Genomic DNA, 19,414 nt, shown 5'->3' with positions numbered 1-19,414 from the left:
ACGATACTGGAGTGTGAGCGTTGAAAGGGTCCATCTTCAAGAAATGCGGCTGCCGCGACCCTATGACGAAACGGCAGCTAGGAAGAGCGTGTCCGAAACTTCGCCGTTCGAACGGCGGCTGGCGAACCGACCATGGAACCTGGGCCTACCGCATCGACCTGCCGCCCCACCCTGACGGTAGGCGCCGCCTCGTCAGCCGCAGCGGATTCCCCACCCAGGCCGAAACGCGCGCAGAATGCGAACGTATCGAAGCCCTCATCGCCATCCCCGACGCAGGAGACAACACCGGCCGCCAAAGCATCGCCGACATCATCGGCAACGCCATCAGCACCAACAAGCCCCTCCCTGACATCGACGACGTCAAGAACCGATACCGGCGCAACGCGGACCTCAACCCCGACATCACCATCAGCGCCTGGATGGAACGCTGGCTCGCCAGTAGAAAGAACATCCGACCGAAAACCCGCCTGGGCTACGAAAGTTACATCAGAGTCCACATCACGCCAGCCATCGGCTCCGTACAGCTCACCAAACTCACCGTCTCCCACCTCGACGACATGTTCACCGCCATCGACAACACCAACATCAGGATCATCCAGGACCTTCAATCCGACGATCCCCGAATCCGACGCGCAGCCCGCGGCAAAAGACCCACAGGACCCGCCACCCAGCAGCGCATCCGAGAAGTACTCCGCGCCGCAATCAACGACGCCAACCGCCGAGGACTCATGACCCACAACCCAGCCAAGTACGTCGAACTCCGCTCCGGAAAACGACCCAAAGCACTCCTGTGGACAGATGAACGCGTCGCGCGTTGGCGAGAAACAGGCACCAAACCCTCACCCGTCATGGTCTGGACCCCGACCCAGACCGGGATGTTCCTCGACCATGCCCACAGCGACCCGCTCTACCCCGTCTACCACCTCATCGCTTACCGAGGCCTCCGTCGCGGCGAATCCGTCGCTGTGCACCTGGACGACATCGACATCACCGAGGCAACCCTCACCATCCGCTGGCAGTTCGTCCAGATCGGCTACGCCACCCAACTCGCAAAGCCGAAATCCGACGCCGGGGACCGTGTCATCTCCCTCGACCCCGACACCCTCGCCGTCCTGAAAGCCTGCAGAACCCGCCAACACACGGCCCGACTCGCCGCCGGTACGGCCTGGCCGAACAACGGCCTCGCGTTCACCCACCCCGACGGCAGCCCCATCCACCCCGAACATCTCACCAACCGCTTCCAGACCCTGGTCCAGGAAGCCGACCTACCACCCATCACCATCCATGGCCTGCGCCACGGCGCCGCCACCCTCGCCCTCGCCGCCGGAGCCGACCTCAAAGCAGTCCAAGAGCTCCTCGGCCACTCCACCATCATGCTCACCGCCGACACCTACACCCAGATCCTCCCCGATCTCGCCGCCGAGATCGCCCGCAACACCGCCCGCCTCATCCCCCGCACCCGCAGCCCCCACGACTACCCCCGACACCACACCACGACCGACTAACCCACGCCGACCCGTCCGACCCGTCCGACCCGTCCGGGTCGGACGGGTCGGACGGGTCGCAGCGAACCACCACAACCCACCCCATCGCACCGGCCGCCGTACGGCACGCACCCCACACGCAGGCCCCGACAGCCAGCCCGACGCTCCAGGCCACACAGTTCGGTATCATGACTCTCGCAGGGCCGTTAGCTCAATTGGCAGAGCAGCCGGCTTTTAACCGGCGGGTTCAGGGTTCGAGTCCCTGGCGGCCCACCGCAGAAAGCATTTCCAGGGAAATCTCAGAATTGCTTCTAGATGGCCCACGCTGGCAGCGTTTAATTATTCTCTGGCGCTCGCGATGCTCGCCGAAGTACCCAATGCCGCCATCGCCTCCGCGACAGCAGGGGCCGAGCGGGCCCGTCAGGCTTGGGCGTGCCGACGGACCATGGCCGCGGGCAACGTGTCCGTCTGAAACGTACCGGCAGAGCACTGGGACGATCCTTTCTGGGACGGTGGGTAGCGCCTATCTGCACTTGTCCGCATTACCCGCGTCGGGGGATGGTCCTGTCAGGACCACGCGAGTAGGCGAAACGAAAGGGCCGCCGGGGGACGGCCCGCCTCAGCGGCCGGCCGGGTCGGATGCGTGGTCGATGGGGGCGATGGTGTAGCCCGCCAAGGTGGCGGATCGGGCGTGCCGGTCGGCGTCCTGCTGGTGGCGGAACCGGGCGTTGATCCGGGTGGGCCGGCCGGCTGCGTCCAGAGCGACGGCGGCCTAGTCGCTGCCGGGCGTCCACTCGGCGGGGTGGAGTGGCGTTACCCAGTAACGGTGTGTACCTCTGCAGCCACCGGTAGAGGGGGCCGTGATCGACGTCGATGCTGCGTTCGGCGAGGAGTTCCTCGACGTCCCGGTAGGACAGCGTGTATTGGAGGTACCAGCGGACCGCCAGCACGATCACCTTCGGCGGGAACCGGAACCTGGCGACTCCGAGACCGGCACCTGTGGAGCGACCACATCTCGACCCATTAATTGATCATGCCCGACCGTCAGCACGAAGGCCTACCCTGAGCGGACGCGACGGAGTTCCCGCCGGCAGGAACCTGCCGGAGTATGTGTGGCTTTCGCACCATCCAGCTAGTCTGAGCTGATCTCAGCGCCGTGGGCACCAGATTGGTCGCTGTACGTAATTGGTGGGCGTGAGGTCAGGGCTGATGCGTAACGGTGTTGCCTGAGGGGGCTGAGTGCTCGGTTGGCGTCGGAATCCGAGGGGCAGGGCCGAGCCGCCGGTTTCCGGGAGGCATTCCGCGTCGGCTGTCGAACCTTCCGGACCGACGCCGAGCGCTTCCGGATCATCCGATGAGGCCTTGGCCTCTGCCATCGGCACCTTCTTGTCGGCCGATGGCGCAGGCTCCGATCAATCCGAAACGGCGGGGTTTCCGCCTGCTGAGTCTCCCCTGGTCGATGTCGCCGGCGACCCTGCCTATCGCGACCGGGTAGATGGAGTGTCCGGTAGCCACGAGTGGATCACCGACGGCGGCGCCGATGGTGGCGGTGGCGGTGGCGAGGACAGCGGCCCGAGTTGCTGGCCTGGGCCAGGCGATGACGGTTCGGGCTCCGCTCACACCGACGGCGCGGGGACGGACGAGCGCACAAGCGTCACGGATATCGCGCGGGCCCGGTGGGGGATCTCGCCTCAGCTGGCGCACGAGCGGTTCGGCCAGTCGGGCTGGTCCTACGACGACGTCGCGCCGCGTGGCTGCCCGCGATGCAACGGCACGCTGCACTGCCTCCGAAAGTCCTATGTGAGCGGCGGACGGCCGCAACGCTACGTCGCCCTGGTGTGCCCGCCTTGCGCGGCAACGTTCACCTTGGCGGATCTGGGTGTACGGACCTTCGACGAGCTGCGGCCTCGGCGGAGTGCCTCCCGTCGGGGCAGGGTGGCGTCTCCGGGACCCTCGTTCGTTGACGACGGCCCGCTCCCCGGTGGGATGAGGATGGGTGTCGCCCCCGCCGAGAACGCCTGGAAGCTCACCGCGGAGCTGCTCGACCCGCGACTCGCGCCGGGCTACTTCGCGGCGAGCGCGCCGCGGCCGGGGTCCACCGCCGTCTCCGTTCCTGATCTCGGAACACCGCAACCGATGACCGAGCGCAGGCTCCTGCACTGGTGCAAGATCGCGGACCCGTGGGCCGATGTCCCGTCCCGGCCGGATGGGGTGGACGTGCGCGTGCTGGTCCCGCTGGCGGCGGACTTCGACGCGCTGTGCGCGCTGATGAGCGCCGCCGGGGTGCCACATCGGCGGGTGCGCCACTGGGTCGAGGCGGAGACCGTCAGCACAGTCGGGCCGGATGGCGCGCTGGCCGCGCTACGCGCGGTACCCGGTTTCCTCCCGGCCACGAACACCGCGAAGCTGCGGGCGGCGGGCGTCGTCGGAATGGCCGCCGAGGCGGCCCGGGACGCGTTCGAGCTGGCCTGGGACAACCACGGTGAGCCGTTCCTCCCGGCCTGGAGCCCCGTCCACGCCCGGACGGTCGTGCCCGCGGACTGGGTGCCGTACCTGCCCCATCCCGGGCTGAACCCGGCGCAGGCGGAGGCCGCGCCGCACGTGCTGAGCGACAACACCCACCTTCTCGTCGCCGCGCCGACCGGGTCGGGTAAGACCGCGATCGGCATGCTCGCCGCGCTCAAGGCCATTCTCGGTGAGGGACGTAAAGCGGCCTGGTTGGTGCCGCAGCGGTCGCTGACCGACGAGCTCGACCGCGAGCTCGCCACCTGGCGTGCGCGGGGGCTGCGGGTGGAGCGTCTTTCCGGCGAGCACGTGGTTGATGTGGAGCGGGCCCGCGCGGCCGATCTGTGGGTGTCGACGACGGAGAAGTTCGAGTCGGTGTGCCGGGCGACGTCGCTGCGCGCCGCGCTGGGTGAGGTGGGCTGCCTGGTCATCGACGAGATCCATCTGCTGGGCAGTGCCGGGCGGGGGCCGTTGCTGGAGGCGTTGCTGGCCCGGGTGCGTGGTGTGGAATCACCGGTGCGGATCGTCGGGTTGTCGGCGACGGTCGCGAATGCCGAGGAGGTCGCCGGGTGGCTCGGCGCCCGCGTCGTGACGACCACGTGGCGCCCGTCCCGGTTGACCTGGCAGCTGCCGATGATCCCGGCCACCGCTGACCGCAAGACCGACAATGCCAACAGGCTGCGGGCGGTCACGGCGCTGACGCGCATGGTCACCGATGACGGTGGCAGCGTGCTGGTGTTCTGCGGAAGCCGGCGCAATGTCCGCGCGACCGCGCTCACGATCGCGGCCGATCGGGGCGCGGACATCCGCGGCATCGACCCGGATGACGGCTCCCGCGTCCACCAGGTGTGCACCGCGGTCGGGGTGGGTCTGCACTACAAGGACTGGGAGCACCGCCACGAGGCGGAACGCGCCTTCCGCGCCCGCGGTCTGGATGTCCTCGTCGCGACGACGACGGTGGCGGCCGGGGTGAACCTGCCCGCGCGGGCGGTCGTCGTCCGGGACACCCGCATCGGTCTGGACAAAATCGACGTGGCGACGGTGCAGCAGATGTTCGGCCGGGCCGGCCGGGTCGGCGTCGGGGAGACCGAGGGATGGTCCTACCTGGTCGTCGACGAGACGGAGCGGGCGACCTGGCAGAACCGGCTCGTCGAGGGGTACGCGGTCCGCTCCCACATCGCGGACAGCCTGGCCGATCATCTGCTGGCGGAGGCGGCTCAACAGCGCGTCCACACCCTCGCCGACGCGGAGAACTGGTGGCTGCGCACGCTGGCTCATCATCAGGGCGCCGAAGGGCTCACGCCGGTGCGGGATGCCGTCGACCTGCTGGTAGAGGGCGGGTACGTCGCGCTGGTCGCCGAGCCGGATGTCGGCACGGTACTCAGGGTCACCGAGCTGGGCAAGCTGACGACCCGGTTCATGGTTCCGGTCGAGATCGGCACGCAGCTGCGGGGCCTGCTCGCGGAGGTCGACCGGCGGCCCCACGACCCCGAGGACGCCGAGCGGCTGCTCGGGCTGGCGATCGGCGTCGGTGTCCCGCAGTTCGCCGAGGCCCCGGTGACGGACGATCTGCGCCCCCAGGTGGCACGGCTGCTGCGCGCCCGGGGGTATCTGGAGCGGGTTGACGCCCCGGGGGGCGCGCCCGGTCTCGCTCCGTCAACCGCCGTGGCGCCGGGCGATCTGGCACAGGTCGCGATCGCGCTGGTCGCGAACAGTCCGCGGGTGTTCAGCCGGCCGGCGAGGAGGATCGCCGGGCTGCCGTCCTCGGTCCTGCTGCCGATTCTCAGCGAGATGCCGCGCTATTTCGCCTGGCTGGCAGCACAGGGTGAGCTGGCCACCGTCGCGCCGTGGGTCGCCGTCATCGCGGGGGATCTCGGCCGGCGCATCCGCTGGCGGCAACTCGGGCCCACCCGTGGCGCGGGCCGGTTGCTGTGGATGTGCGAGCAGATGGCGACCCCACTGCGAGCGGAGCGCATCGTGCCACTGCTGTTCACAGCCGCCCGCGGACGCGGTGTGACGGCCCCGGACTGGCCGGTGGGCCGTGCCCCGGCCCAGTGCCAGCTGGACGCCCAGGAATACCTGGCGCTGTTGCGCGACCGGGCGACCGACACCACCGTCACCGAGGCCGACGACCGTGTGAAGGTCACCGCGCCGAACGGGACCACGGCGGTGGCCTGGGCAGGTCACCAGCACGCCGTCATCGGGTCGCCGGCCGGGCAGTGGACGTCCTATCCGGGTACCGGAGCGCCTGCCCCCAATACCGCTAACGGTTTCGGTGGGGCTAACGGTCCCGCCGGCTATCCACGCGAGGCCCACGCGCCGGCCCCGGAACGCGGGGTCAGCGTGTTCTCCCGGCGGGGCGACCACGTGAGCACGGGCTGGCTCAGCAGCTACAACGGGATCCACGACCAGACGGGGTTCGCCTAGCGTTGCCGCCATTACGAACTGGGCGTCGATGCCGACCCCCGGAACCGGCTGACGGCTGCCTTCACCGAGCTCACCCCGGCCATCTGACCACCCGCCCGAGACAGCTCCACCACGCCCCGCCTCCACCCAACGCAACACCCACGGCACTACGAAGGACGACGACCCCACCGCGGCCGCGGTCTTCAACCACCAGGGCCTGACCACCCCGTCGCGGACCTGCCCCAGGAACGGATCAAACGCCAGCCCGTCCTCGGCGGCCTGATCAACGAATACGAACGAGCCACCTAAAACCCCAGGTCACCACCGGTGGCCGAGTTTTGACACCCCACACCCGACCGCCGGCCGTGCCTCGCCGTCGCCAGACAGCCCCAGAGCAGGATTGGATACAGCCACCAACGCCCCCGTTGCGTCCCCCGAATTGATCTTGAGCGCCTGGTGCCCAAGATCCGTGATCGGCGCCCCGTGAAGACGGCGCACGCGACAACGGGGGCTCACGGTAGCGAGGACGTGGCAGATCGGACCAATCATGACCTAACTCGGCGTGTCGCTCACAAAACGACCGGGTCGGCGTTCCCTGGCTGGGCAGATCGCGGGCACGCGCTCGCCCGGCCCGGCCTCATCACTGGCGTGTGCCCGGATCTGGTGTCGCGCCGTCTACCGGTCGCGGCTCAGCTGGGTCGCCCGACCGCGACGGAGTACGTAGCGATGATGCGGTCGCCGGTCAGGGCATGGAACGCCAGTTGGTTGGCAACCGCTTGTTCGCTGGCCCAACGGCTGGCGTCTTGGGCGAGCGCCGTCGCGAAGGCCTGGACGGCCGTCTTCAGCTCGTCGAGCTTGGCCGGAGTGATCACCCTCATGCCGGGCACGGCGACGGCCTTGGGGTCGAGCACGTCGACCGGGTGCAGCATGACCGGCACGTTGGCCGGCCCGGGGTTCTTGCTCTCGTTCCAGCGCACGCTGCCGCCGAGCTGGTCGGCGTCCTTCTTGGCGATGCCGGGGCAGTCTGCCTTCACTCCGGTCTTGAGTTCGATCACAGCGTGCCGGGTGGCACTAAGCGCCCACAGGTTGTCCGGGCCGGTGCCGTACAGGCGTTCGGGGCGCATGCTGTCGAACCCCAGGTGCAGGCCCAGCTTCTCCCAGGCCGCCTCGGTGTTGTCGGTGCGGTCGTCGTCCCAGACGAGATCATCGAGTACCGCGCGCAGGCCGAGGACGAGGGCTGTGCTGTCGGCATAGGTGGCGGTGAGGTGCTCGGCGGCGGCGCGGGCCTGGACCGCGGCGGCACGGGCCTGCCGGACGTCCACGCCCACGGCCGGTCGCAGCACGGCCGGGTTCTCGCGGATCGCTGCTCCCAGTTGCTGCTGCGCGACGGCAGGGTCGACGAAGTGCAGGTAGGTCGCCTTCTGCTCCCGCACCCAGCCACGCAGCGCGGGGTCGGTGATGCCGTCGATCGCCGTCTGCAACCGCTGGGCCGCCTGGTTGAACTGGCCGGTTGTCGCCAGGTCGAACGCCTCGCGGGCGGCCACGGCTTCGGGACGCACGGACCCGACGTTGTTGTAGCGGATGGGGGCGAGGGCGAGCTTGCTGCGTTCCACCCACTGCGGGTCGCGGTCCAGACAGACCGACAACGCGCTGCGAATGCCTTCCAGGCCCGTGTGCTGCACCTGTATGGCAACGTCCCGGCTCAGGCGCAGCTGCGCGCGGGTCGCCGGGGAGAACAGCTCCAGCCAGGCGTCGTCGTGCACGGCGAGGCCCAGGCCGGCGCCCATGAGGAGCACCGCGCAGTGGTCGTTGACGTCACGGACGCCGCGGCCCATGCCCTGCTCGATCCGCTGGACGTCGCGTGCGCGCTGGGCTGGGCTGTCCGCCAGGGCGGAGGCCTCGCGGCGGTCGGCTGCGTCGAGAGACCGGGGGATGCCGTCGATGATGAGCAGTTCGCATGCGCCGCCAGGCAGATCGATGCCGTCGTACTTGTTGACGAGCACGACCAGGCCGACATGCCCGGCAGTGAGCGCGGCGACACCCTGCTCGAGATCTCTGACGTAGAGCTCGCGGTCGGCGAGGCGACGCCACTGCGCGGCCTTGACTGCGCTGGGCACGAGCACCACCACGTTCACGGGCCTGGCCTCCGGGCGCCCGTCACCGTCGCGGTCCCCGGTCGCGAAGCCCTTGGCCAGTTGCCGAATCGCCGCCTCATCGAGCGTCGGGTTGAGCTCCAGCGGCGCGAGTACCAGGCGGTCACCGAGGTCGGCCGCGCTGCCGGGGGTGACGATGTTCGTCAGATCCTTCGGGTCGGCCTTGAGGTTGGTGACCAGCACGCTGTCGTCGGAGAGGGTCGCCGTCAGGTACACGCGCCGCTTGGCGTTTACGAACGAGGGGATCTTGTCGATGGGCGGGCACGGGGGTCGGATCTCCACGCCCCGGCTGGAAAGCATCGCCGCGCACAGGCTCAGGCAGTCGGCGATCAGTGGCCAGGCGAACATGAACTCGGGGTCGCGCTGGTGCGGGTGCAGGATCTTGAGTACCTCGCTCTGCAGGTCGGCCCAGGCCCAAAACGGCACCCGGATCCCGGCACCCGGGTCGCCGAAGGACATGTCCAGCCAGGCCTTCTGGCTTTGGCCCTCGGCGGCCGAGTGGAACAGGTCGAACAGTTTCCGCATCGCTGGGTGCTCGAACGGGATGGTGAGACGGAACTGGCCCTCGGTTGTGGCGAGTGCGGCGTGCGCGTCGTCGACGACGCACACGCCCAGATCGATCGCGGGGCGGCGGCCCCCGGTCACGCCGAACACGGACTGGCCGTTGACCAGTTTCTGGAAGGTCGTGACGAGGATGGCGCGGCCACTGGCGAAACCGACGTCGTCGGGCCGGTCCGCGGTCGGCAGGCCCAGCCGGACGGCCTCGGCCCGGACGCGGCTTGCCAGATAGGTGTCCGGAGCGAGGTAAACGGCCTTGCCGACGCCCTCGTTGAGGGTGCTCTGCGCGATGAGGAGACCGACGACGGTCTTCCCGCCTCCCGTGTTCTGCTTGATCACGACGTCGCGGTTACTTCGGCGGTCGAACCAGCCTTCCAGCGCCTCGCCCTGTTCCTGCCGCAGGTAGGACCAGGGCTTGTTCGGCAGCGCCGCGAAGATGTCCCGCGGTCTCAGGAGCCGCTGCGGCGACGCCGAGCCGATCCGGTTCCAGTCCAGCGCCACGCGAACACCCCATCCTTTCGAGGGCAGACAGCCTACCGCTCCCCCGTGCCGATCTCGCCGCGAAACCGACAACTCTGGGCGGGGCCAGGCACCAGCCGCCTCGTCGACAGAAGCGAGACTGCTCACCAACCTGCCCAGGGTTGTTGCACACGACCGGGCCGACTTCCGAGTTCTCGGAACGTCGCCCGACCACCGGCGTGCCCGCCGGGCGCGGCACGTGGGACGGTCCTACGGTGAAGGGGACACCGCGCCCCAAGGCCCGGAAGGAGAGCTAGGTCCCCGCGGACGCGAGGCCCTAGCCCGACGCCTCATAGATCAGCGGCGCAGGCAAGAGCCAGGAAACGGTCGGCGCGATCGTTACGGCTCGTCGGGGAGCCGTCTGAGTTCTCGCAGCTGATCAGGCTTCATGTGCTTGCGCAGCGTCTGTGCGACCGAATCCGGCCGGTCGACGGGAACATAATGTCGGAGGCCTCTCATTTGGGTGACACTTCTCTATGCTCGTCAAAATGGTCCCAGCGGGCTCTGTGAAGGCCGATACGCGCCGTTTTGCGATCCCGGCGCAGGCATGGCTCGCCGACTGGCGCGCCACACCGCGGGCAGTCCACTGCGTTCCTCACGTCGGCGCGATCAACGAGGGGATCACCGCTACGGACGCCATTTCCGGCCGGTTTTGCTTCTACGGGCTCCGGGCCACCGGCATTGTGGAGCCACACGGCTCGCAGAAACGGGGCGTCCGCGGGTTCGGGCCCGGCGGGGCAGACATCGAAGTGGGTGATTCGACAGGAATCGGTGGGCAGAGCGTTGCGAAGGTTCACCGCCGTTCCGTCTCCGGCGACTCGCCACCGCCGCCCGCTCGGAACCTTACCTATCGGGTATTCACCGGGTTCCAGGATGATCCATCGTCCGTTGACGGTCCGATGCCAACTACCTGTGGCTCCGCAATCGCGACAGGTCGTGGGGTTGCCCGCGCGTACGTCGAGATTCGCTCCCTCATCGAGTTGCTCGATGAGCTCGTTGACGGCCGGCGGCAGCGGATCGCGCTCCGGAAAGGTCGTCACCGTGGTCCAACACGTGTCACACGCCAGGGTGCGGAGCGGAACGGGACGCTCGACGGCGTCGGGTCGACGCTCGCCACAGACCTCACATAGCGGATCGGTCACGATTCGTACCGTAACATGCCTGTGATCGTGGCTGGGCGGATCCTATCTGTCAGGCTGAGCTGAGATGGAGGTTGTCCATCAACTGCTGGCCTGGGACAGGGCTACTTGGATCCGGCCCGGCCCGTGTTCCGTGCGGCTGCGGACTGCACTCGCGGTGCGAACCCGGTCCGGGTCGACCGGCCCGAGGGGTTACGGGCCGCGGACGACTGCACTCGCGACGACGCTTTCCCTGTCATCGGCGTCGACCGTGACGACCTCCCGCTGCTCGTCATACTCCGACCGGCCTTGCTACTCCTGCTGCTCATGGTGCTCGCCTCCGTGCTTGCCCGGTGTTTCCGCGCCGACCGGGTGGGATGCCGCCAACCGGCCGGTCGTCCGGTGGTCGTCTGGTTGATCCGGCCGGCGTGACCGCCGCCGCGGGAGCCGCCGACCGTGCCCAGGCTTGCCGGTATGGGTCCGTCGGCCGGTAGTCCCAGGGCCGCCCGGTATTCGGTGTCAGGGCGACGCCGCGCCTGCTCGTTCTCCACCTGCATCACCCGCCCTGTTCGCGGCCAGATGTGTCCTTGTCCAGACTCGCGCATCGACGTCGACCGCGTGACCGCGTGACCGCGCGACCGCGCGACCGCAGACATGGTCAGATCTCAGGACTTTTCGGCTTGTGATCTCCGACGCAGCAGTGCTGGCCCGCCATACCGATCAAACTCATCTGGTGTATCGCCGCGAGCCCGCCTCTTTCGGCCGGCCGGGTTCGCCCGCTGCGCAGCGCGGCAACCGGAGATCGTTTGGCGGGCGACGACACAATGAGCACACATTGAGCACACACACGGCCCGACGCGCTCGCGTTGGAGGGTCGTTTTTTCGAACGATGCAGGTCAAGGCGATGTCGATCAAGGTTCGCGACGGCCGCCGGGCGGGAAACTCGCCGGTTAAAAGCCGGTTGCTCTGCCAATTGAGCTAACGGCCCTGCTGTGGACCATCGTACCCAACTGCTCGGTCGGGGGGAGGGCGGGGCGTGAGGTTCCGGCGGGTGGGCGCGTCGGGGGTGTTTCTGGGGGTTGGTGGGTGGTGTGGGTGCCAGCCCCGCCCGGGTCGGGCCCGGGCGGGGCTGGTGGGGGCCAGTGCTTGGTGATGGTCTTCGGGTAGTCGTGGGGGTGCGGGCGCGGGGGATGAGCCGGGCGGTGTTCTCGGCGATCTCGCTGGCGAGGTCGGGGAGGATGTGGGTGCAGGTGTCGGCGGTGAGGGTGATGGTGGAGTGGTCGAGGAGTTCTTGGACGGCTTTGAGGTCGGCGCCGGCGGCGAGGGCGAGGGTGGCGGCGCCGTGGCGGAGGCCGTGGAGGCTGATGGGGGGTAGCGCGGCGTCGTCGAGGAGGGTGTGGAAGCGGTTGGTGAGGTGTTCGGGGTGGATGGGCTGGCCGTCGGGGTGGGTGAAGGTGAGTCCGGTGTCGGGCCAGTCGCGGCCGGCGGCGAGGCGGGCGGCGTGTTGGCGGGTGCGGGCGATTCTCAGGACGGTGAGGGTGTTGGTGTCGAGGGAGATGACGCGGTCGCCTGCGTCGGATTTGGGTCGGCCGAGCTGGGTGGCGTAGCCGATCTGGATGACTTGCCAGCGGATGGTGAGGGTGGCGTGGGTGAAGTCGATGTCGTCCCAGTGGAGGCCGACGGATTCGCCGCAGCGGAGTCCGCGGTAGGCGATGAGGTGGTAGATGGGGTAGAGCGGGTCGGTCTGTGTGTGGTCGAGGAAGCGTCCGGTCTGGGCGGGGGTCCAGACCATGACGGGGGAGGGTCTGAGCCCGGTTTCGCGCCAGCGGCTGACGCGTTCGTCGGTCCAGAGGAGGGCTTTGGGGCGTTTCCCGGAGGCGAGCTCGAGGTGTTTCGCGGGGTTGTGGGTGATGAGTCCGCGTCGGATGGCGTCGTTGAGTGCGGCGCGGAGGACCTCGCGGACGAGCTGTTGGGTGGCGGGGCCGGTGATGCGTTTGCGTTGGGCGGCGCGCCGGATGTCGGGGTCGTCGGACTCGCGGGCTTTTCGGATGTCGTTGTTGGTGTTGTCGATGGCGGTGAACATGTCATCGAGGTGGGTGACGGTGAGTTTGTCGAGGCGGATGGTTCCGATCGCGGGGACGATGTGGACCTTGATGTAGGCTTCGTAGCCTTGCCGGGTGGTGGGGCGGATGGTTTTGCGGCTGGCGAGCCAGCGGGTCATCCAGTCTTGGACGGTGATGTCTGGGTTGAGGTCGGCGCTGCGCCGGTAGCGGTTTTTCACGTCGACCGGGTTCGGGAGGGGTGTTCCGGTGGTGATGGCGTTGCCGATGAGGTCCGCGACTTTCTGTAGCCCGCCCTCGTCGCCCTTGTCGCCCTTGTCGGCGACGGCGAGAAGTGCTTCGATGCGTTCGAGTTCTTCGCGGGCTTCTCCCTGTGTGGGGAAACCGCCGCGGCTGACGAGGCGGCGTTTGCTGTCGGGATAGCGCGGTAGGTCGACGCGGTAGGACCAGGTGCCGTGGTCCGAACGCCATCCGCCGTTAGCGCGACGTAGCCGGGGGCAGGAGCGGCCGAGTTGCCGTCCCGTTTCGGGGTCTCGGCATCCGTATTTTTTGAACAGGGTACCTTTCACGTTTCCGCGCTCCGGAGGTTGATTCGAGCATGGGAATGATGTCCCGCCGATAGTCCGATTCGTGGCGGGGCATTCGTATTGATGCTCGTTGAAACCGATATGTCAAGCGTGGCCGTCGGATTCGGTGTCGATTCCGAGGAGTTGTTTGAGGGGGCTGGTGGGGACGATGTAGCGGCGGCCGACACGAATGACGGTGACGGGAAATTTTCCCTGTCGGGCGAGTTCGTAGCTCGCGGTTCGGCCGATGCCGAGTATTTCTCCTGTGGGGTGCCGGAACTCGGTCACCGGCGTTGATCTGGTCTTTTAGGCGGCTCGTTTGTATTCGTTGATCAGGCCGTCGAGGACAGGCCGGCGCTTGATCCGTTCCTGGCTCAGGTCGGCGACGGGGTGGTCGGGCCGGGGTGGTTGAAGGTCGCGGCTGCGGTGGGGTCGTCGTCCGTTGTAGTGGGCGGCGTACTCGGCCAGGACAGAACGTAGGTGCCGTTCGCCGACGATCAGCATGTGGTCGGTGACCTCGGTCCGGACTGTGTGGACGAACCGTTCGGCGTAGGCGTTCGCCCGGGGCGTCCGGGGTGGGATCTTGACGGTGGTGATGCCGGCGTGGGCGAGGACCGCGTCGAAGGACGCGGTGAATTGTCCGGCGCGGTCGCGGATCAGGAACTGGAAGTCGGCTGTCCGGGCGCCGAGGTCCATGAGGAGGTTGCGGATCTGTTGGGTGGTCCACAGCCCGTCGGGGTGGGCGGTGACCTCGAGGATGTGGACGGAGCGGGAGCCGGCTTCCGGGACGAAGAAGCAGTACAGACGCCGCAGCGTCATGGCGCAGTCCACGTGGAAGAAGTCGACCGCCAGCATCGTCGGTGCCTGGGTGCGTAGGAACTGTCGCCACGTCGTGTCGGTCTGGCGTGTTGGTGCCGGGGGCAGCCGCAGGGACGTCAGGACCCGGCGATCGTGGACGCGCCAATGCGGTGGCCGAGTGTGAGGAGCTCGTCCTGGGTCCGCTGGTATCTCCATGTCGTGTTCTCGGTCGCGAGCCGCTCGATGAGGGTTGCGATCTCCGTGCTGACCGGCGGTCGTCCTGTCCGGTGCGGGTAGTCCATTTCCGTGCGATCAGACGGCGGTGCCACCGTGGGACGGTGCCGGGGGTGACCAGTCGGTGCGCTCGCAGTGTCTTCGGTAAAAGCTGGATCAGTGCGGCGTGTACCGCGCGGTCCGCCCAGTCCCACCGGGGCTTGGGCTGGGTACGGCGCAGCATGGCGACCTCGTGCCGCAGCACGAGCAGCTCGATGTCCTTGGACGCCGACGAACGACCGAGGAGGACCAGCCAGCCGCAGACCCGAACGAAGATCAGATACAGCAGGCGTACGGACACAGTGGACCATCATGCCGCCGGCCCCGTGCCGGCGTATCGCCCCAGGTCACAGGCCCAAGCCGACTTCTGGCACCCCACACGGCTCGAATCGGGGTTCTGGAGCCCCACAGTTGAGATCCCCCGGGCTACCCGACCGATCTTGAAACGGTCCCGCCAGCGGGCTGCTACCCGCTGACGCGACCGCCTGCCGACGGCACGCCGATCGGAAACCACACGTCACCTGAGCCCGAGTACATCGAAACTGACTTTCCGTCCTCTGAAAGGCCGTAGATCCGGTCTTCGGTCACCGCGAAATCCGCCCCGGGCCCACCGATGCGCGTCCACCCGGCCGACCCCAGGTAGCGATAGATGTGCCCAGTTATGGGATTAGTCGCGAACAGGCCGTAACCGCCACCATAAATTGTGCGCGCATCATCACCAACGGTATACCACTCCTCGCCCGACCCGGTGTACCTGTTAACATGCTTTCCGTCTGGCGTGAGACCATAGAGCGCATCCCCGGTCACCGCGAAATCCGCCCCGGGCCCACCGATGCGCGTCCACCCGGCCGACCCCAGGTAGCGATAGATGTGCCCAGTTATGGGATTAGTCGCGAACAGGCCGTAACCGCCACCATAAATTGTGCGCGCATCATCACCAACGGTATACCACTCCTCGCCCGACCCGGTGTACCTGTTAACATGCTTTCCGTCTGGCGTGAGACCATAGAGCGCATCCCCGGTCACTGCGAAAGTCCTCCCCTCGTAACCGACACGCTGCCATCGGCCCGGAGCGCCCAGGTATCGATAGATGTCGCCGGAAACATCGTCGGTCGCAAACAGGCCGTAGCCACCGCCATAGAGTCGGCCCTTCGGCCCGCCGATCGAAATCCACTTCCTGCCCGACTCCGAATACATGTGGACCCCGGTTTGCCCATCGATCGCGTACAGCACGCTGCCCGAACCGGCAATGTGCAGTTGCCCCCCCGCCACCGGGCCGGGTGCCGGCGGCGCGGGAGCCGTTTTGAAGGGAGCCGTGGTGGACGGGGACGGTGTCGGGACACTCGGTACGGAGCTGGTCGTCGGCGGGGCCGATGCGGCGGGAGCAGGTTCCGCCGGGCCCTCTGAGGTAGATCTGCCCGTGGCCGATGGGAGCAGGGCGGGGGTGCTGCCGCTGAACCGGTCCGAGATCACCTTGCCCGAAGTCACCAGAAGCACCACGACGACCACGAACGCCGCCGTGCTGAGCCCGCCCACGAGCCATGCGGCCCGCCTGCGGCTTCGAGTGCTGGCCGGCTGAGCCGCCGCTGTTTCCGGATCCCGGGTCGGCCTAGGCGGCCCGGGAGGAGCAAGGACGTAACGGGTTAGATCAGCGACGACGGTTGACGGAAGCCAGCCTTCGGCGACACGGAGCCGCGCACTGGTGGACGCCTCCTGGCACAGCCTGATGAGGGCGGCCGGGGTGGGGCGCTCCCCGGGGTCCTTCTTCAGGCATTGTCGCAGGATCTCGCGGATCTGCTCCGGGCAACGGTCCCAGTCCGGCTCGTCGTGGACGATGCGGTGGTACATGAGCGGGCCGACGCCGAACGGCTTCTCGCCGGTGACGGCGAAGTAGGCGGTGGCACCGAGCGAGAAGATATCCCCGGCCGCGTTGAGTGGCTGGCCCGAGATCTGCTCGGGGGCCATGAACGGAGGGGACCCGGAGAAGGACTGGCTGACTTCCTGCCCGGGGTTCTCAACCGCCCGCGAAATGCCGAAGTCGATGACCCGGGGACCGTCCCCGGCAAGAATAATGTTGCCGGGCGTAAGGTCACGATGAATCACGCCGGCGGCGTGGATCGACTGCAACGCCTCCGCGACTCCCGCGGCCATCACCAGGACGCTCTCCGTTGGCAGCGGGCCATGGCGGGCTATGGAAGCAGCAAGGGAAGGCGCACCGACATAGACGGTCGCCAGCCAGGGACGCGGCGCCTGCGCATCGAAGCCAACAACCTCGGCGGTGTACCTCCCCTGGACCTTCCTGGCTATTTCCACTTCCTTCTCGAAGCGGCGACGGAATCCTGGGTCGGCAGCGTGCTCAGGCCGGATCACCTTCACCGCCACCGGACGGCCACCACGGGTGTACGAAAGATACACGGCACCCATTCCGCCCTCGCCGATCCGGGCGTGGAGCAGATAATCGCTTATCTCCCGGGGGTCTCCCGGACGAAGGCGCGTGAGCACGGGGCCATCGATCAGCTCGTATTCGCCCGGCGTGCCTACTGGGGTGCTGCCCACCATTTCCCTCCACATTCTACCCGCATCCCTGACGGGCAGCGAGGACCACAGAGCACCTCTGACTATAAGCACCGACACGGATACAGGCAGAAAGATACGGACATTATCTCCGGACCTCGCAGACCAGACTGGCCCTTCCCGCCAAACGTCGCGATTCCCTGTGGGGCTCCAGAACTTGGGTTTTCAACCGGGTGTGGACGGTGGGCTGGTTGCGTTTCACGGTGACCAACAGGTGTTTTCGACGACGATGTGTTCAACGGGACATCAGGCATGGGGAGGGGTGACTCCCGCCCTTCGGCGTGGGGGAACCCGAGCCCGGCCGGGACGGTGACGGCCTTGAGGGCGCGTGTCTCGATCCGGCCCTGCCGTGGAAAGAAGTTCCGGTCGGGCACACCAACCGTTACCAGATCACCCCGACCGGCCAACGACACGCCCTCTTCCTCACCCGCGCACACAACCGGCTCCTGTGCACCAGCAAAGAATGGAAGGGGCTCGATGAAGACCCTCGTGGCCTGCTGGACATTCAGCGTGCCACGTCTCGCGTCCTTGAGTCGTTGGCACAGAGCGCAGAGAGGCTTGGCAAGCGGCGCACGGGTCAGGTGCAAGGGCCGTGAGATTCTGGGTGTCTGAGGTCCCTGGGCGGCGCGCCGTAGGCGGCACGGAAGGCGCGACTGAAGTCTGCGGGGTGGCGGAATCCCCACCGAGCGGAGATATCGCCAATCGTGTGGTGTCTCAGCTGCGGGTTGAGAAGATCGACCTTGCACCGTTCGAGGCGGCGTCGCCGGATCATCGCGCTGACCGTCTCGGGCTGGCCCTGGAACAGCTGGTGCAGCGTGCGTACGGATATGTGGTGGTGCGCGGCAATGGTGGCCGGCCGTAAACCGCGATCGCCGAGGTTGTGTTCGATGAACGCGTCGATGCGTGCGCGCAGTACATGCTCACGGGTTTCCACAGGCAGAGTGTGCTGCGCGTCGATGTGGCTCGCGAGGAAAGTGACGGCCAGATCGAATCCGATGCGGCCCAGCCGATGCAGTTCCGCCGAGCCACACGCGGCGGCATTCTCCCGGAAGCCGGACAGGAACTGGCCGAGCAGCGCCCCTGTCGGGGTTCGCGTGAGGAGAGTGTTGCCCAGCAGGCAGTCCGTCGTACCGCCCGGCAGCGGCAGGGAAGCCCTGGGCAGCCGCATCAGCGTCACACGTTTCTGCCGGCCATGGTCGAGGAAGTCGGCCGCCAGAGGGTGGGACGTGTCGAACAGAGCCATGTCTCCGGCCGTGAGGCATGTGACATTGCCGGACTGTTCCAGTCTGATTGGGCTGCCGTGGACCATGAACAGGTAATAGTCCTCCGGATCATGATGCCGGATGAGAGCGGGGCTCCGGCGACCCGACAGCGGCGAGAAGGTGAGTGCCACCACCGTGGTTCCGGACAGGCCGGACACGTCGATTCTCCCGCGGAAGCAGTCGGCGTGATCGCTAGCCATCGTTGTGGGCATGATATCCTGACACATTCGATGCGCCCACCACTCAAACCGTTCCCGCGCCGGCACGATGTCAGTGGACAGGGTCGTTACAGGTTCCTGCACCAGGGGCGCTTCTTCGGGCGCGAGTTCAGACACTCGTTGACCTACCCGTCAAGATGAGGTGAGACAGGTGATTTGTGCCATCTTATGACTAGTACGGCAGCCGTCGTTTTGTGATTACTTGATCTGGGTGGGCTGACGGTGGGTGGCCGAGTCGGCATGGCTGTGTGTCGATGCCAGGACGCGGAACGGCCACCGGTGATCATCACGGGTTTGTGAGGACTCGTCAGGATCTACCGGTGGCCGCGGGCCACAGCATAGACAGTGATCACTTGCGGAGTGAGTTCGAGGGTTTGCTGGGCCTGGTCGATCCACGTTTCGCGCGGGCGGCGACACGGCGGCGGGTGCGGTCGTTCCTGCTCGGGCTGATGGCAGGGCTGGGTCGGGCGAACTGCTGGACGCTCGCGGAGCACGCTGGGGAGGACAGCCCGCACGGGATGCAGCGGCTCCTGGCCCGCGCGGTCTGGGACGCCGACGCCGTGCGCGACGACCTGCGGGGCTATGTCGTCGACAGGCTCGGCACCGCCGGGGCGGTGCTGGTCGTCGACGAGACGGGTGACCTGAAGAAGGGAACGGCGACGGTCGGTGTCCAACGCCAGTACACCGGCACCGCGGGCAGGATCGAAAACGCGCAGGTCGCGGTCTATCTGACCTATGCCACCGATCGCGGCCAAGCGTTCATCGACCGCGCTCTCTACCTGCCCCGCAGTTGGCCTGGCGACCCGGCGCGGTGCGCGGCGGCCGGCGTGCCCGAGGGAACCGGGTTCGCGACGAAGCCGGCGCTGGTGCGGCGCACGCTCACCCGGTCGCTGGACGCCGGCGTGGCGACCGGCTGGGTC

The 19,414-nt window shown here is 67.8% G+C and carries 8 protein-coding genes, 1 tRNA gene and 3 pseudogenes; 4 read left to right on the top strand and 8 right to left on the bottom strand.

The annotated features are described in order from the left end of the window. The first annotated feature begins 62 nt into the window (after positions 1-62). Together FRANEAN1_RS33540 and FRANEAN1_RS33535 are read left to right on the top strand one after the other, a co-directional pair. Entirely contained in the window at positions 63-1,505 is a 1,443-nt protein-coding gene (locus tag FRANEAN1_RS33540; RefSeq protein WP_157473753.1) for a site-specific integrase, read from the top strand. Between the two features lie 179 nt (positions 1,506-1,684). After that, positions 1,685-1,757, top strand: a tRNA-Lys gene (locus FRANEAN1_RS33535). Positions 1,758-2,302: 545 nt separating this feature from the next. On the opposite strand, the pseudogene FRANEAN1_RS41825 reads toward FRANEAN1_RS33535, so the two are convergent. Continuing rightward, positions 2,303-2,440: pseudogene (locus FRANEAN1_RS41825) on the bottom strand (IS6 family transposase); the annotation flags it as partial. 1,036 nt (positions 2,441-3,476) lie between these two features. Between FRANEAN1_RS41825 and FRANEAN1_RS33530 the strand changes: the two are divergent. Further along, positions 3,477-6,416, top strand: a complete 2,940-nt coding sequence (locus FRANEAN1_RS33530; RefSeq protein ID WP_347176863.1) for a DEAD/DEAH box helicase — start codon at positions 3,477-3,479, stop codon at positions 6,414-6,416. Positions 6,417-7,084: 668 nt separating this feature from the next. Here the strand turns inward: FRANEAN1_RS33530 and FRANEAN1_RS33525 are convergent. The 7 genes and pseudogenes from FRANEAN1_RS33525 to FRANEAN1_RS33490 form a co-directional block, all read right to left on the bottom strand. Then, positions 7,085-9,607, bottom strand: a complete 2,523-nt coding sequence (locus FRANEAN1_RS33525) for a DEAD/DEAH box helicase (protein WP_020464123.1) — start codon at positions 9,605-9,607, stop codon at positions 7,085-7,087. Between the two features lie 473 nt (positions 9,608-10,080). Further along, positions 10,081-10,665 (bottom strand): DUF6083 domain-containing protein, encoded by a 585-nt coding sequence (locus FRANEAN1_RS44345; RefSeq protein ID WP_347177274.1) that lies wholly within the window; start codon positions 10,663-10,665, stop codon positions 10,081-10,083. Between the two features lie 736 nt (positions 10,666-11,401). Then, the gene (locus tag FRANEAN1_RS33515; protein ID WP_020464122.1) at positions 11,402-13,372 is read right to left on the bottom strand and encodes a tyrosine-type recombinase/integrase; all 1,971 of its coding nucleotides are present in this window, start codon (positions 13,370-13,372) and stop codon (positions 11,402-11,404) included. Between the two features lie 102 nt (positions 13,373-13,474). Continuing rightward, a complete protein-coding gene (locus FRANEAN1_RS33510; RefSeq protein ID WP_041255065.1) occupies positions 13,475-13,657 on the bottom strand; it encodes a helix-turn-helix domain-containing protein in 183 nt (60 codons plus the stop codon). Positions 13,658-13,675: 18 nt separating this feature from the next. Further along, a pseudogene (locus FRANEAN1_RS39950) lies at positions 13,676-14,741 on the bottom strand (integrase core domain-containing protein). Positions 14,742-14,905: 164 nt separating this feature from the next. Next, positions 14,906-16,999 carry a serine/threonine-protein kinase gene (locus FRANEAN1_RS42700; protein ID WP_049795822.1) on the bottom strand — a complete coding sequence of 698 codons (2,094 nt, stop codon included), beginning with the start codon at positions 16,997-16,999 and terminating at the stop codon, positions 14,906-14,908. Between the two features lie 592 nt (positions 17,000-17,591). Next, on the bottom strand, positions 17,592-18,611 hold the full coding sequence (locus FRANEAN1_RS33490) for a helix-turn-helix domain-containing protein (protein ID WP_347176862.1): 1,020 nt from the start codon (positions 18,609-18,611) through the stop codon (positions 17,592-17,594). Between the two features lie 203 nt (positions 18,612-18,814). On the opposite strand from FRANEAN1_RS33490, the pseudogene FRANEAN1_RS33485 reads away from it, so the two are divergent. Continuing rightward, positions 18,815-19,384 (top strand): annotated as a pseudogene (locus FRANEAN1_RS33485) (IS701 family transposase); the annotation flags it as partial. Positions 19,385-19,414: the final 30 nt, after the last annotated feature.

The organism is Parafrankia sp. EAN1pec (assembly GCF_000018005.1).
In the GTDB taxonomy this organism is placed as follows: domain Bacteria; phylum Actinomycetota; class Actinomycetes; order Frankiales; family Frankiaceae; genus Parafrankia; species Parafrankia soli.
This window is presented reverse-complemented; position numbering and strand designations above follow the sequence as displayed.

What these genes read in the sequence shown, in the direction of transcription:
- FRANEAN1_RS33540 (WP_157473753.1), top strand. Translation starts at nt 63, where the DNA reads ATGACGAAACGGCAGCTAGGAAGAGCGTGTCCGAAACTTCGCCGTTCG.
- FRANEAN1_RS33530 (WP_347176863.1), top strand. Translation starts at nt 3,477, where the DNA reads ATGGGTGTCGCCCCCGCCGAGAACGCCTGGAAGCTCACCGCGGAGCTG.
- FRANEAN1_RS42700 (WP_049795822.1), bottom strand. Translation starts at nt 16,999, where the DNA reads ATGGTGGGCAGCACCCCAGTAGGCACGCCGGGCGAATACGAGCTGATC.